The sequence below is a fragment of the Thermanaerosceptrum fracticalcis genome (genome assembly GCF_000746025.2).
Lineage (GTDB): Bacteria > Bacillota > Peptococcia > DRI-13 > DRI-13 > Thermanaerosceptrum > Thermanaerosceptrum fracticalcis.
This window is the reverse complement of sequence record NZ_CP045798.1, coordinates 216,930-231,091: the sequence shown is the minus strand read 5'-3', so window position 1 is coordinate 231,091 and position 14,162 is coordinate 216,930. Positions and strand designations below refer to the sequence as shown.

At 49.3% G+C, this 14,162-nt stretch carries 12 protein-coding genes; 7 read left to right on the top strand and 5 right to left on the bottom strand.

The genetic code is table 11. The features are described 5' to 3' along the window. Nucleotides 1-149: 149 nt before the first annotated feature. Nucleotides 150-875, bottom strand: a complete 726-nt coding sequence (locus tag BR63_RS01205; protein WP_051965842.1) for a M23 family metallopeptidase — start codon at nt 873-875, stop codon at nt 150-152. Between the two features lie 149 nt (nt 876-1,024). Between BR63_RS01205 and BR63_RS01200 the strand changes: the two genes are divergently transcribed. The 7 genes from BR63_RS01200 to glnA (BR63_RS01170) all read left to right on the top strand — a co-directional run bounded on the left by BR63_RS01200 (nt 1,025) and on the right by glnA (BR63_RS01170) (nt 10,008). Next, nucleotides 1,025-3,439: a homocysteine S-methyltransferase family protein gene (locus BR63_RS01200; protein ID WP_034422931.1), complete on the top strand. Its 2,415-nt coding sequence runs from the start codon at nt 1,025-1,027 to the stop codon at nt 3,437-3,439. Nucleotide 3,440: 1 nt separating this feature from the next. Further along, nucleotides 3,441-4,169, top strand: a complete 729-nt coding sequence (locus BR63_RS01195) for a hypothetical protein (RefSeq protein WP_051965844.1) — start codon at nt 3,441-3,443, stop codon at nt 4,167-4,169. A gap of 96 nt (nt 4,170-4,265) precedes the next feature. Beyond that, on the top strand, nt 4,266-4,850 hold the full coding sequence (locus tag BR63_RS01190) for an ANTAR domain-containing response regulator (protein ID WP_034422933.1): 585 nt from the start codon (nt 4,266-4,268) through the stop codon (nt 4,848-4,850). A 201-nt stretch (nt 4,851-5,051) separates the two neighbouring features. Beyond that, complete coding sequence (gene glnA, locus BR63_RS01185; protein ID WP_081908187.1) at nt 5,052-6,377, top strand: type I glutamate--ammonia ligase; 1,326 nt, start codon at nt 5,052-5,054, stop codon at nt 6,375-6,377. A gap of 262 nt (nt 6,378-6,639) precedes the next feature. Continuing rightward, nucleotides 6,640-7,986 carry an ammonium transporter gene (locus tag BR63_RS01180; protein WP_034422936.1) on the top strand — a complete coding sequence of 449 codons (1,347 nt, stop codon included), beginning with the start codon at nt 6,640-6,642 and terminating at the stop codon, nt 7,984-7,986. A 186-nt stretch (nt 7,987-8,172) separates the two neighbouring features. Beyond that, a complete protein-coding gene (locus BR63_RS01175) occupies nt 8,173-8,511 on the top strand; it encodes a P-II family nitrogen regulator (protein WP_034422937.1) in 339 nt (112 codons plus the stop codon). A gap of 162 nt (nt 8,512-8,673) precedes the next feature. Then, a complete protein-coding gene (gene glnA / locus BR63_RS01170; RefSeq protein WP_034422941.1) occupies nt 8,674-10,008 on the top strand; it encodes a type I glutamate--ammonia ligase in 1,335 nt (444 codons plus the stop codon). A 148-nt stretch (nt 10,009-10,156) separates the two neighbouring features. Here glnA (BR63_RS01170) and BR63_RS01165 read toward each other — a convergent pair whose 3' ends face one another. The 4 genes from BR63_RS01165 to BR63_RS01150 are packed head-to-tail and all read right to left on the bottom strand — an operon-like array spanning nt 10,157 to nt 14,154. After that, nucleotides 10,157-10,897, bottom strand: a complete 741-nt coding sequence (locus BR63_RS01165; RefSeq protein WP_034422943.1) for a GltB/FmdC/FwdC-like GXGXG domain-containing protein — start codon at nt 10,895-10,897, stop codon at nt 10,157-10,159. Next, complete coding sequence (locus BR63_RS01160; protein ID WP_034422945.1) at nt 10,894-12,162, bottom strand: NAD(P)/FAD-dependent oxidoreductase; 1,269 nt, start codon at nt 12,160-12,162, stop codon at nt 10,894-10,896. Before BR63_RS01160 ends, BR63_RS01165 begins: the two co-directional genes overlap by 4 nt. 14 nt (nt 12,163-12,176) lie before the next feature. Beyond that, nucleotides 12,177-12,641, bottom strand: coding sequence for a 4Fe-4S dicluster domain-containing protein (locus tag BR63_RS01155; RefSeq protein WP_034422947.1), 465 nt, complete (start codon nt 12,639-12,641; stop codon nt 12,177-12,179). A 10-nt stretch (nt 12,642-12,651) separates the two neighbouring features. Beyond that, the gene (locus tag BR63_RS01150; RefSeq protein ID WP_034422949.1) at nt 12,652-14,154 is read right to left on the bottom strand and encodes a glutamate synthase-related protein; all 1,503 of its coding nucleotides are present in this window, start codon (nt 14,152-14,154) and stop codon (nt 12,652-12,654) included. Nucleotides 14,155-14,162: the final 8 nt, after the last annotated feature.

The window sequence follows — 14,162 nt, the reverse complement described above, 5'->3', positions numbered from 1 at the left end:
GTGGCCGGTAACCAGTGTCCAGAATTGGATTTTATATCGCTACCCGTCACCCGCTACCAGTTACCCGTAAATTCATTTCACTTCGGGAGTCGGGAAGCGGGAAGCGTTGTTCCACTGCCAACTGCGAACTAGATACTACCAACTAACAACTAAGTCTTGCTGCTCACAGGCATGAAGAGTTTGGCCGGATCCAGGGGCTCATCTTTATTGGTTACTTTAAAATATAACTGGGGATTGGCAGCTTTACCCGTTTTGCCTACCCTGGCAATCACCTGACCCTGAGATACTTGGTCGTTTAGATTCACCAGAATCTCCTTACAGTGTGCATATTTACAGACGACTCCTTTTGCATCGGTGACTTCCACCACCCGTCCTAAAGCCTCTTCATTGCCAATAAGAGTAACCACGCCGCTTAAGGCAGCTTTGACAGGAGTGCCCTCAGGTGCGGCGATAATAATCCCATCATGAAATATTTGAGCATTATCGGCTCCCACAATCCAGCCAAATGGTTTGGTGATCTGCCCGGATACGGGAACCGTCAGGGGTCCTAAATCCTCCTCTTTTTTTATTGTCTCAAAGGCAGCCCGCTCAAAACTGTCACCCCATAATCCCACCTTGGAAAAGAACTTCAGTACCGGCTGGATATCGTAATCCTCGGTAAACCAGCCCCTCACCGTACTTTGCACAGAAGATACAAAAGGTCCCTCAAACTGGAATACCCCCCAGACTAAGAAAAAAATCACAAGGGAAGCCAAAATCTGCCATAGTATTTTTGTGAAACGGCCACTCTTCTTGAGACCTTCCCAAGGTGATTTACGCTTGTTGTAGCAGGACCGGTAGTTAAATTTCCCCGCTGGTTCCCACAATTTACTCATGGTCATCCCCCTCAAACACGGTCTTTTACCTAAAGTATATTGTCCCCCCTTAAATAATATGACTAGCCTTCCGGATATTATAGCCTTCCGGATATTATTGACTTCCTCTCGATTACTAGCTAGAATGAGCTAAACTGGAGGTGTTAGCTGTGTCAAATTTTATTCGTACGTTAAAGACAAAAGTACTTCTTGGGGATGGCGCCATGGGAACGATGCTGGCGGCCTTAGGACTCCCGCCTGGGCAGAGTCCGGAGCTATGGATGCCGGAACATCCCGAGACTATTAAAAAGATTCATCAGGCCTATTTGGAAGCGGGTTCGGAAGTAATCCAAACCAATACGTTCGGAGCTAATGCCATCAAACTCAAGGAATATCACGCCTCTTCTCTGGTTAGGGAAATTAATATAAAAGCAGCTAAACTGGCCAAAGAGGTGGCAGGAACAAAGGCTTTTGTCGCCGGAATTGTGGGACCAAGCGGTCACTTTCCTGCTCCCCTGGGTGATATAAGCTGGACTGAACTTGTGGAAGTCTTCGCTGAACAGGTACAGGCCCTGGCCGAGGGGGGTGCCGACTTTATCTTCTTAGAAACCTTTTCGGACTTGGGGGAGGCCCGGGCTGCCCTTTATGCCGCCAAACAATACACTTCTTTGCCTGTAGCCTGTTCTTTAACTTATACAAAAGGCCGTACCCTTACAGGGACCACCCCTGAGGTCGCCGCCGTAGTCTTAGAAGCCATGGGGGCTGACCTTGTGGGCGCCAATTGTTCCACGGGCCCTGAGGAATTACTGGAGGTAATGGCTGCCTACCGGAAAGCTACCAATTTACCACTCCTGGTAGAACCTAATGCCGGTATGCCTGAGTTTATCGCCGGCAAAACGGTCTACAAACTTTCCCCGGAAATAATGGCTCGCTACGTAGAACCTTTCCGTCAACTGGGTGTCAACCTGATCGGCGCCTGCTGCGGCAGTACGCCGGAACATATTAAAGCCATGTCCCAGGCCTTTGTCTCCCGGGAGCCCGTATGGCCTTCACCCCGGACTTTCCCCACCCGCTTGGCCAGCCGTACCCAGGTAGTCTCCCTGGGTACAAGTGAACTCCCCTTAATGATTGGTGAACGCATCAATCCCACAGCCCGCAAAACAATAGCCGAGGCTTTCCGGCAAGAAAACTGGCCCTTACTGAACGAGGAAGCCAGAAACCAGGTAAAGGCCGGGGCCCTGGCCCTGGATTTAAATGTGGGGGTACCCGGTTTAGATGAAGGTCATCTTCTGGCTCAGGGGGTTCAGCATCTCCAGCTGGCCCTGGATGTGCCCCTGGTCCTGGACTGCACCCGTCCCGAAGCCCTGGAGAAGGGCCTGCAGGAATACCAGGGTAAAGCCTTAATCAACTCGGTCAATGGTGAAGAAGGAAGCCTTAACAGTATCCTGCCCCTGGCCAGGAAATACGGTGCCGCTGTCATCGGCCTCACCCTTGACGAGAGAGGTATCCCGGAAAAAGCGGAAGAGCGGCTGGCTATTGCCGAAAAGATTGTCCGGCGAGCCCAGGAGTATGATATAGCCAAAGAGGATGTGGTCATAGACTGCCTGGTCCTCACGGCCGCTACCTCACCCGGTATTGCCATGGAAACTGTCCGGGCCATCCAGTTAGTAAAAGAACGTCTGGGAGTTTCCACTGTTCTGGGGGTAAGCAATGTTTCCCACGGCCTTCCCCAGCGCTCGTGGCTGAACAGTACTTTCCTGGCCCTGGCCCTGGGTGCCGGCCTGGACGGCGCCATCGTCAATCCCCTGGATACCAGGGTCGGAGAAACTGTAGCCTCTGCCGCTTTGCTTACAGGACGGGACCCCGGTGCCCAGAACTACCTGGTCAGGAGTGGGAAAACTGCTCCTATCGTGGAGGAAAGGAAAGATCCGGGATCAACAAACAAAGAACCGTCCCTGGAAACCCTCCATGAACTCATCATCCACGGCCAGCAGGACCAAATTGTCAATCTCCTGGAAAAATTGCTAATGAAAGCTGCCCCCCTTACCATCATCAACGAGGGGATCATCCCACCCCTCGAAAGAATCGGTGAACTCTTTGCCAAGGGCGAAGTCTTCCTGCCCCAGCTTATGCTTTCAGGTGATGCCGCCAAGAAAGCCTTTGACCTGCTAAAGAAACATCTTCCTAGACAGGCCCTGGAGCACAAGGGAACCATCGTCCTCGGTACGGTGAAAGGAGATGTCCACGATATTGGTAAAAACATCGTCCGTGCCCTCCTGGAAAACTACGGGTACAGGGTAATCGACTTAGGCAAAAATATTCCCGCAGAAGAATTTATTGCGGCCGTAAAAAAGGAAGGTGCCCAGATTTTAGGCTTGAGCGCCCTCATGACCACCACCATGGTGGAAATGGAACGGGTGATTAAAGAATCCAGAAAAGAAAATCTCCCAGTAAAAATTATCGTAGGGGGCGCTGTTGTTACTGAGGATTACGCACGGCAAATCGGAGCCGACGGCTACGGCAAGGATGCCGTGGAAGCTGTGAAAATAGTGCAGGCCCTTCTCAAGGAAACCGAGGTTGGCTAAGATGAAACTGGTACAACTCCCCCTAAACCTTTCACCCGAGGAGATTTTCCCCTTCCTGGGCATTACATCCGGCGCCCGGCTAGCTCCGGAACTGATGAACCTTATCCAACATTACCTGCAGTCAATAAAAGAACTGGCTAAACCCCAGGGCCTCTGGCAGACTTATGCGGTAAAAGATATCTCGCCAGAACGCATCACCCTGGAGACCAGCCCTTTGGTCATCGAAGGGATGAAAACGGTCCCCCATTTTGACACGTCCGTGAAAGTATCCCTGTTGGCCGTCACCCTGGGCAGCACCATAGATCACTTACTGGAGGAACTGGGCCAGCGGGAACCTACCCACGCCCTGATCCTGGATGGCGTGGCTTCCGCCGCTGTTGAGGAAATGGCCGAACAGTTAGACCAGCATATCTCCCGGGAAATCAGGCGGCAAGGTTATTTCCCCACGGCTCGCTTCAGCCCTGGGTATGGAGACTGGCCTCTTTCCTGGCAGAAGGCTTTCCTGGAAAGCATCGACGCCTGGAAAATCAACCTCGGCGTTACTCCCCATTGCCTCCTGCAGCCGGTGAAATCCATAACGGCCGCTATCGGCTGGAGCCGTTTCCCCGTAGAGCGTAATTATGAACTGCCCGCTAAAAAGAAACCCTGCCAGGGCACTCTATCTTGCCAAAATTGCCCCCTGTCCGCTGTTTGTCAAAGAATGCCAGACCACCAACTGCCAGACCTTTGAAAATATACACGGCTAGCTTTACGCAAAGCACCTTGACACCCCCTAATCAATTCCCTTATATTTAAGGGTAATTGAAAGAGAAAAGGGGAGTGTGAGATGGTCGTCTCCGTTGTGGTATGCAGTTCAGATACAAGAAAACGTAATAAAATCACCTCTCTCTTGCAGCAAATGGGTTTAACCGTGGTGGGCGAGGCCTCCGATGGACCCCAGGCCCTGCGCCTTACCCGGTCTGCCCGTCCCAATATTGTAGTGGTAGATGTAGAATTATACCAGTACAGTGAACTGGAGGCCGCTCTCATCATTGCCAGGGAAAAGTTAGCCCCCGTTATTCTTGTAACCTCCCCTCATCACCAGGAAGTAATGAATGCCATCGAAGAACACTACATCATGTCCTACGTAGTAAAACCTCTTAATAGATGGGCCTTAGAATCCAGTATCCGTACAGCCCTGGCTAACTTCCGGAAAATGGAGCAGATGGAACTGGAAATTAACAAACTTAAAGATACCCTGGAAACCCGTAAACTGGTGGAGAGAGCCAAACACATCCTCATGCGTGATTTGAAGCTTTCAGAACCCGAGGCCTTCCGTCGTTTACAAAAACAAAGCATGGATAAAGGCATATCCATGAAAACTCTGTCTGAAGCCATCATTCTTAATGATGAATTAAAAGGTCCTCAATAAAGAGGACTCAGGAATACATTATTTTTTCAGCTATGCCCTTGCATTCGTTTAATTCCCTGTTAGAATAAGTATAAACAATAGCATATTTTCTAGATACGAAGAAGTATCTCAAAGTATGGGCAATGACGTCCAGTGAGCAAACCTTCTAGGTTTTGTTCCTGGACGTTTATTTTTTCCGGAAGGAGTGTGATGGTTTTGGCAATGACCCGTGAAGATGTTCTGAAAAAGGTAAAAGAATTCAACATCAGGTTTATCCGCCTGCAGTTCACAGATATCCTGGGTATACCGAAAAATGTGTCTATTACCGCAAATCAACTGGAGAAAGCACTTAATGGAGAGCTTATGTTTGACGGCTCTTCTATTGAAGGATTTGTCCGGATTCAGGAATCAGATATGTACCTACGCCCCGACATCAACACCTTTCTTGTTTTTCCCTGGCGTCCGGTGGAAGAAGGAGCGGTGGCCCGGATTATCTGTGATATCTATAATGCCAACGGCACTCCTTTCATCGGCGATCCCCGCTATATTTTAAAACAGGTCTTAAAAGAAGCGGCAGAGATGGGTTATATCATGAATGTTGGTCCTGAAGCGGAGTTTTATCTTTTCCATACGGATACCGATGGTTCACCTACGCTCAACACCCATGACAAGGCCGGCTATTTTGACCTCTCCCCTCTCGATTTGGGAGAAGCAGCCAAACGGGATATGATCCTGATTTTAGAGAAAATAGGCTTTGAAATTGAGGCCGCTCACCATGAAGTGGGCAACGGCCAGCACGAAATAGACTTTAAGTACTCCCATGCTTTAGACGTTGCCGATAAAATTATTACCTTTAAAACAGTAGTCAGGATTATAGCACAGCGTCACGGTCTTCATGCCACCTTTATGCCTAAACCCATTTTTGGTGCGGCCGGCAACGGTATGCATATGAACATTTCCCTTTTTAAAGATGGTAAAAATATTTTCTGGGATCCCCAGGCCCCGGACCAGTTAAGCGAAACTGCCCTTCAGTTTATAGCAGGCGTTATGAAACATGCCCGGGCTATCGCCGCTATCACCAACCCTACGGTAAATTCTTATAAACGGCTGATCTCTGGTTATGAAGCACCCATTTACATTGCCTGGTCCGCCGGTAACCGAAGCCCCCTTATCCGTATCCCGGCCAAACGCGGACTCTCCACCCGCATAGAACTGCGTAACCCCGATCCTTCCTGCAACCCCTATCTGGCCCTGGCCGTAACCTTAAAGGCAGGGCTGGCAGGAATCAAAGAAAAATTAGCACCACCTCCTCCTTATAATGCCAATATCTATGAATTGACGGATGAGGAAAGGCTGGAACACAAAATTGAAAAATTACCCGTAAGTTTAGGAGAAGCTTTGGAAGAACTGAGTAAAGACCAGCTTTTAATTGAAGCCTTAGGGCCCCATGTTTACCAGCGGTATATGGCTGCAAAAACCGCTGAATGGCAGGATTACTGCACCCAAGTACACCAGTGGGAAATTGACCGTTATCTGGCAACATTTTAGAAGCTTAAGTATACCTGTAGTACCACGTTAACCGTTAACAGTTAACCGTATTTAAAAGACAACAGGGTTTAGCTATAATACGGTTCACGGTTCACGTCATCACGATTAGCGTCTTCATAAACAATAGAATATTTATTCTGCCACAATGATGTGGTATGGTCTTATGAAGAACAAGGGCGTTCTTAACAACCGGGTTTATTTCCCGGGTTAAGAATGTCCTTTTTTATTTTCTATCAATATCATTTTCAAGGAGGTATTTTAAATGAAAAAGAAAATTATGCTCCCTTTCCTGCTTACCTTGCTCAGTCTCATCTTTTCTTATCCTCTCTTGGCCGCTGAACCTACCGTAGCTGATGTGGTAAAAAGCATTGATACCATCTGGGTCCTGCTCGCTGCCTTTTTGGTCTTTATCATGCACGCTGGTTTTGCTATGGTGGAAACCGGCTTTACCCGGGCTAAAAATGCTGTCAACATTATTATGAAAAATCTGCTCACGGTCGCTATTGGTGTTGTTACTTTTTACTTAGTAGGCTTTGCCCTCATGTTTGGTCAAGACGTAGCCGGATTTCTTGGGGTTACCGGTTTTGCTCTCCAGGGTGTGAATGAAGAAGCTTTTACTGTTCCCCTGGAAGGTTTCTGGTTTTTCCAGGCCGTCTTTGCCGCTACGGCCGCCACCATTGTTTCCGGTGCCGTTGCTGAACGGACCAAGTTTATAGCTTACTGTCTCTTTACCGTGGTTATTACTTCTGTTACTTATCCTATCGTGGGCCACTGGATCTGGGGCGGCGGGTGGCTGTTCCAGAGAGGTTTTATCGACCTGGCCGGTTCCACGGTAGTCCATAGCGTAGGTGGTTGGTCAGCATTAGTAGGCGCCTACCTGGTAGGGGCACGCCTTAATAAATTTACCCCCGACGGCAAGATTAATGTAATCCCTGGCCACAATTTCCCCCTGGGTGCCTTAGGTGTTTTCCTTCTCTGGTTTGGCTGGTTCGGTTTCAACCCCGGCAGCACCCTCTCTGGCATGTCCTCCGATATCGCCCACATCGCTACCACCACCCTCCTGGCCGGAGCAGCCGGCACCATCGGTGCTCTATTCTACACCTGGCTGGCATACGGTAAGCCTGATGCGAGCCTAACCTTAAACGGCGCCCTGGCCGGACTTGTAGCTATCACAGCTGGGGCTCAAGTAGTCACCGCAGCAGGTTCCCTGGCTATCGGTGCCCTGGCCGGTATCGTCCTGGTTATTTCTGTGAGTTTCGTAGAAAAAGTAATGCGCATTGATGACCCGGTTGGTGCTATTTCAGTACACGGTGTCTGCGGCAGTTTTGGTACCCTTTGTGTGGGTCTATTTGCTCAGGAAACTGGTTTACTATACGGTGGTGGTGCAGCGCAGCTTATAACCCAGACTATTGGGGTTTTCAGCGTAGCTGCCTGGTCCATGGTACTTTCCTCCCTCGTTTTCATGCTGCTCAAGGCTACTGTAGGCATCCGTGTAACCGTAGAAGAAGAACTGGAAGGTTTGGATTTAGGCGAACATGGTTTAGAAGCATACGAAAATTATTCCCTTAATCCTAAGAGTATCGCAGCAACCTCCCTGGCTAGCAAATAAAATGGCTTTTCGAAATCGACTGCCCCTATTCGCCTTCCGACTGCCGATTTCCCCATAAATTGAAAGATGTAATAGGACACTAGCAAGTTTAAGGGAAGGTCACTGGCCTCTTCTTTCCTAAAATTGTTTATAGCAAACCTTTAGTAGACTGCTTGAATTACCTCAAATTGAATGGAGGTCAAATCAATGAAGAAAATAGAGTGTATTATCAGGCCCACAAAATTAGATGATGTAAACGCAGCCCTGAGTAAATTCGGTATCCACGGTATGACTGTCACCCAGGTTATGGGCTGCGGGCTCCAGCAAGGGCGTAAAGAAATATACCGGGGGACCACTTATGACATCCACCTTTTACCCAAGATTAAAATTGAAATCGTAGTGCCGGATCGCTGGTTGGATGATATCGTCACGATCATCCGGGAAAAAGCCTATTCCGGTGAGATTGGCGACGGGAAAATCTTCATCTACACCATCGAAAACGCCATCCGCATCAGGACAGGCGAGCAAGGCGACGCCGCACTATAAGGTTTGATACACTATACCTCCCCTTTTTTTCCCTTTCACGAGTTACCCTTCGGGGTAACTTATTTTTTTCTAGAACAATAAATTTACTTGCACAAGGAGAAACAGTATTGCTAAAATATACCTAATGTAGATAATATATTGGCCATAAGGAGGTTTAGAGATTTGCAGAAATATACTAAAGAAGATGTCTTACGGCTGTGTAAAGAAAATAACGTGCGTTTTATCCGGCTGCAGTTCACAGACATTTTAGGTATTCCGAAGAATGTTTCCATTACCATTAGCCAGTTGGAGAAAGCCCTCAACAACGAACTGATGTTTGACGGTTCCTCTATAGAAGGTTTTGTCAGAATTGAAGAATCGGATATGTACCTGTATCCGGATCCCAACACTTTCGTGATCTATCCCTGGCGCCCTATTGAAGAGGGGGCTGTTGCCAGAATGATCTGTGACATTTATAACCCGGACGGCACTCCCTTCGCCGGTGACCCCCGCTATGTCCTGCGCCGTGCCTTAAAAGAAGCGGCGGAGATGGGCTTTACCTTCAATGTGGGACCAGAAGCTGAGTTTTTCCTCTTTCATACTGCCCCCGACGGTTCCCCCACCATCAACACCCATGACAAGGCCGGTTATTTTGACCTTTCACCTGTAGACCTGGGGGAAAATGCCCGCCGGGATATGGTCCTGACCCTGGAGAAAATGGGCTTTGAAATTGAAGCCTCCCACCATGAGGTAGCCCCTGGCCAGCACGAAATCGACTTTAAATATTCCGATGCCCTGGATATCGCCGACAAAATTATTACTTTCAAGATGGTAGTGCGTACTGTGGCCCAGCGTCACGGCCTCCATGCCACTTTCATGGCCAAGCCTATCTTTGGTGAGGCCGGTAACGGCATGCACATGAACCAATCCCTCTTTAAAGACGGGAAAAACATTTTCTGGGATCCCCAGGCACCTGACCAGCTTAGTGAGACCGCCCTGCAGTATATCGCCGGTATCATGAAACATGCCCGGGCTATCGCCGCTATCACCAACCCCACCGTTAATGCTTATAAACGCCTGGTGCCCGGCTATGAGGCCCCTGTGTATATTGCCTGGTCTGCCCAAAACAGAAGCCCCCTCATCCGCATTCCGGCCAAGCGCGGTCTTTCTACACGCATCGAGCTGAGAAACCCCGATCCCACCTGCAATCCTTACCTAGCCTTGGCTGTAGCCCTCAAAGCAGGTCTGGATGGCATTAAGAATAAACTCCAGGCTCCTCCTCCCTGCAACCGCAACATCTATGAAATGTCTCCCCAGGAACGGGAAGAGTTGGGTATCGCCAGCCTGCCCGGTACTCTCCAGGAAGCCCTGCAGGAACTGTCCCGCGATGAAGTCATTAAGGAAGCCTTAGGCCCCCATGTTTATAACCGCTACCTGGAAGCCAAGTACCAGGAGTGGGACGAATACCGCACCAGAGTGCACCAGTGGGAAATCGATCGGTATTTGGCGACATATTAATTAGTTCCTATTCCTAGTTACTAGTTATTAGTAAACCAGTAATAAACAAAAAGAGTCTGTGGCATATAAGTGCTACAGACCCTTTTATTTACTGTAATATATTCACACGCATATACTAGTAACTAGTAACTGATAACTAGTAACTAAATCACCATTTGGCGTACATATTGCCATAAGGCCGCTTGTTATAAGGAATGAGTTTTTTGAATTCCTTATTCATAATCTCTTCGGCATCAAATTTAAAATATGCGGCAAATCGTCCCACGTATTTATTTAAAATAGTGTAGTCTTCCTCTTCCAGGGGAACTACTTTAACCTCTTTACCCAGCTGCTGGGGATCTACTTCACCGCGCAGGTAGATGACACCGCCGTGCATCCCTGCTCCGCAGTAGTCGCCCACAATTTTTTCCCCGGATTTCAGGTTAAGGCCTAAAACAATCTGTATACCCCCGGCCATATATTCGGCAAAGAAGTCTCCGGCCTTACCGCCCACCACAATCACTGGGTTTTTATCCATATATCCCTTCATGTGAATGCCCACCCTGTAGCCTACGTTGCCCTGCACGTAGATCTCGCCGCCGCGCATGGCGTAGCCCAGGGTATCCCTGGCATCACCGTGGATGACAATGATGCCGTCATTCATGGTATTCCCTACAGCATCCTGGGCGTTGCCCAGTATCTCCAGGTGAAGCCCATCCATAAAAGCGGCCATGTCGTTACCCGGTGTGCCCTTAATAATAATCTTTTGTCTTCCCTTGAGCCCGTCACCGATAAAACGATGGCCGTTGACGTTCTTGATGCTGATCTCCTGGGCCCCATGGGCCATGGATTGTTTCACCAGTTCGTTTAACTCTTTGTATTTCATCCCGCGGGCATCGATTGTAATCATCTGCTGCTCCCTCCCGCCAACATTCTTTCTTTTCGTAATTCATCTGGCCAGTCAATGTAGCCAAAATCCTTCTTCAGCAATTTATCCTTGAAAAGCTTCACAGGGATTTTTTCGGAAATAAGACTGGTCAGCATACCTATACGGTTAATCTCCTTCAGAGCAATATACCCTACGATCTGATCATCCTTGAGAACCAGCTTGCGATAAACCCTGTCCTTGGGGTGGCTGATGATTACTTCCTCATATTCCGGACCCTGTGCGGCCAGGATTCCTGCCGTGGTCATGGGAAAACCGAAAAAGCCAATGGCATTCATGGCAAATCCTCCGGAAAAGGTTACTTGAGCCCCTGCCATATTTTGCCCTGCTACCTCTCCCTGCTTATAGGCATTGGGTAAAATGGGAATAACCCTGTCAACCTGGAGAATGGCGTCCCTTCCTTCGGTCACATCACCGGCTGCATAAACATCGGGAACACTGGTCGCCATTTTTTCGTCCACAAGAATGCCCCGGTTCACCCGTACAGGGGTGTTTTTTACCGGATCTGTGTTAGGAATAACCCCAATGGCTACGATGAGAAAATCGCATTCCAGTTCTTCCCCGTTGGCCAGCAACACACCTGTCACGGCTTTATCCCCCAAAATCCGGGATACCGTTGTATTTAAAACAAATTTTATCCCGCGTTCTTCCATCACATTCTGGACGATACTGGCTGCATTTTCATCGAGAATGGAACTGAGAACCCGGTTAGCCAGTTCTATCACTGTCACATCTACACCTGCATAATAAAGGGCTTCGGCTGCCTTCATGCCGATTAAGCCGGCGCCGATGATGACGGCTTTTTTATTAATCCGGGCTACCTGCCCAATGGCCTTAACATCATCCCACTTTTGAAAGGTGTAAATCTCTTCTTTATCCAATCCCTCCATGGGAGGAATAAAGGGTTTACCCCCTGTGGCGATGAGCAGTTTATCATAAGAAACTTCCGCTCCGTCAGCCAAAATCACTTTCTTTTGTTCCACATCAATCCCGGAAGCGGCCACACCGCCACGGAAGTTTACCCCGTATTTTTCGTAATAATCCCGGGGACGGTAATACATTTTATCCTCGCTCACCTTACCGGCCAGGTAGTAAGAAATTAAGGGCCGGGAATAGGTATGGTACGGTTCGGCTGCAATGATGGTAATAGGGTTATCTGCATCAACTTTGCGAATTCCCTCCACAGCCCCGATAGCTGCGGCAGAATTGCCAATGATTACGTATTCCATATTTTCTCCCCTCCTTAAGCCCTAACCTGAGATTCGTCTTCCTGGTAAAGAAGCGCTCCATTGGGACAATGCTGGACACAGGCAGGCATCTCTTTCAGGCCGCTGCAGAGGTCGCATTTAGCGGCCACCTTTTTGCCCCGTTCGTCCTGGACAATGGCTCCGTGGGGGCAGACCAAGATGCAGGTCCAGCAGCCCACACAGCGTGTTTCGTCATTGGTCACCACACCGGTTACAGGGTCCTTCTGCATAGCCCCTGTGATACACGCTTTGGTACAGTTGGCCTCCTCACAGTGGCGGCACTGTAAAGCAAAGGAGAGGGGACGGTTCTCTTCCACAATGACCCTGGGTAAGGGGCGGGGATTGCTTTTCTTGAAAGCCTTCACTATATCATTTTTATATGGTGAGTGAGCCGTCACACAATGAACTTGACACAAGCGACAGCCCACACAGAACTCTTCCCTGGCATATACCCTTTTCATGAAAGCCCTCCTATTCTCCCACAGCGCTGATTCCGAGAATCTGCAGCTCTTTTTCCGTCAAACCGATCCCCCGCAGCATCAGGCGGTTTCCACGCAAGCTTTCAATAGCGTTAATACCCATACCGCCCAGCATTTCTTTAATCTCATGCTTCCAGGCCCGCAGTAAATTGGCGGCCCGTTGGGCCCCGATTTCGGGATTTAAGCGTTTGACCAGCTGGGGATCCTGGGTGGCGATACCCCAGTTGCACTTGCCGGTAAAACATTTCTGGCACATGTGACAGCCCAGGGCAATGAGGGCACCGGTAGCAATATAAACGGCATCAGCCCCCAGAGCAATAGCCTTCACCACATCGGCGCTGTTTCGTATACTGCCGGCGACCACTAGAGATACCTGGTTGCGAATACCTTCCTCCCGCAGGCGGGAATCCACGGCAGCCAGGGCAAATTCAATGGGAATACCCACATTGTCACGAATCCGCAGAGGGGCTGCTCCTGTGCCGCCACGGTAACCATCAATGGCGATGATGTCGGCACCCGCCCGGGCAATACCGGAGGCAATCGCGGCTACATTGTGCACAGCGGCAATTTTCACAGAAACGGGCTTTTCATAATTGGTGGCTTCTTTCAGAGAATAGATCAACTGGCTTAAATCTTCAATAGAATAAATATCATGATGAGGTGCCGGCGAGATAGCATCGGTGCCTTCGGGGATCATCCGGGTTTCCGATACCTCCCGGCCCACCTTTTCCCCGGGTAAGTGCCCGCCGATACCGGGCTTGGCACCCTGGCCTATTTTTATCTCAATGGCTGCTCCTGCCTGGAGGTACTCGGGATGAACTCCAAAACGGCCGGAGGCTACCTGGACGATAGTATTGGCACCGTACTCATATAAGTCCTTGTGGAGGCCTCCTTCCCCCGTATTGTAAAAGGTTCCTTCCTGTCGAGCAGCCCGGGCCAACGATTTGATGGCATTCAAGCTGATAGAACCGAAAGACATGGCAGAAAACATTATGGGTATATCCAATTCCAACTGGGGTGGAATCTTTTCCTTCAACTTACCGTTTTCAATAACCAGGGAATCAGGTTTACGGCCTAGAAAGGTTTTTAATTCCATAGGTTCCCTTAAGGGGTCAATTGAGGGGTTCGTAACCTGGCTGGCATTTAAGAGCATATGGTCCCAGTAGACGGGGTAAGGCCTGTCGTTGCCCATCCCTGTCAAAAGCACGCCACCTGTCTCCGCCTGGATATAGATAGACTTAATGGCATCAGCGGTCCAGTTGGCATTCTGCCTGAATTCATTGGGAGACTTCCTGATGGACAAAGCCCGGGTGGGACACATTACCACACAACGTTGACAGTTAACGCAGTTTAACTCGTCGGCGAGCACCTCCCCCTCTTCTTCATCGAAGCGGTGGACTTCATTGGCACACTGCTGGACGCACACCTTGCATTGGATACAACGTTTATCGTTTCTTTCCACGAGAAAAGCCGGTGTCAAGTAGCTTAAAGTCATGTAGATCT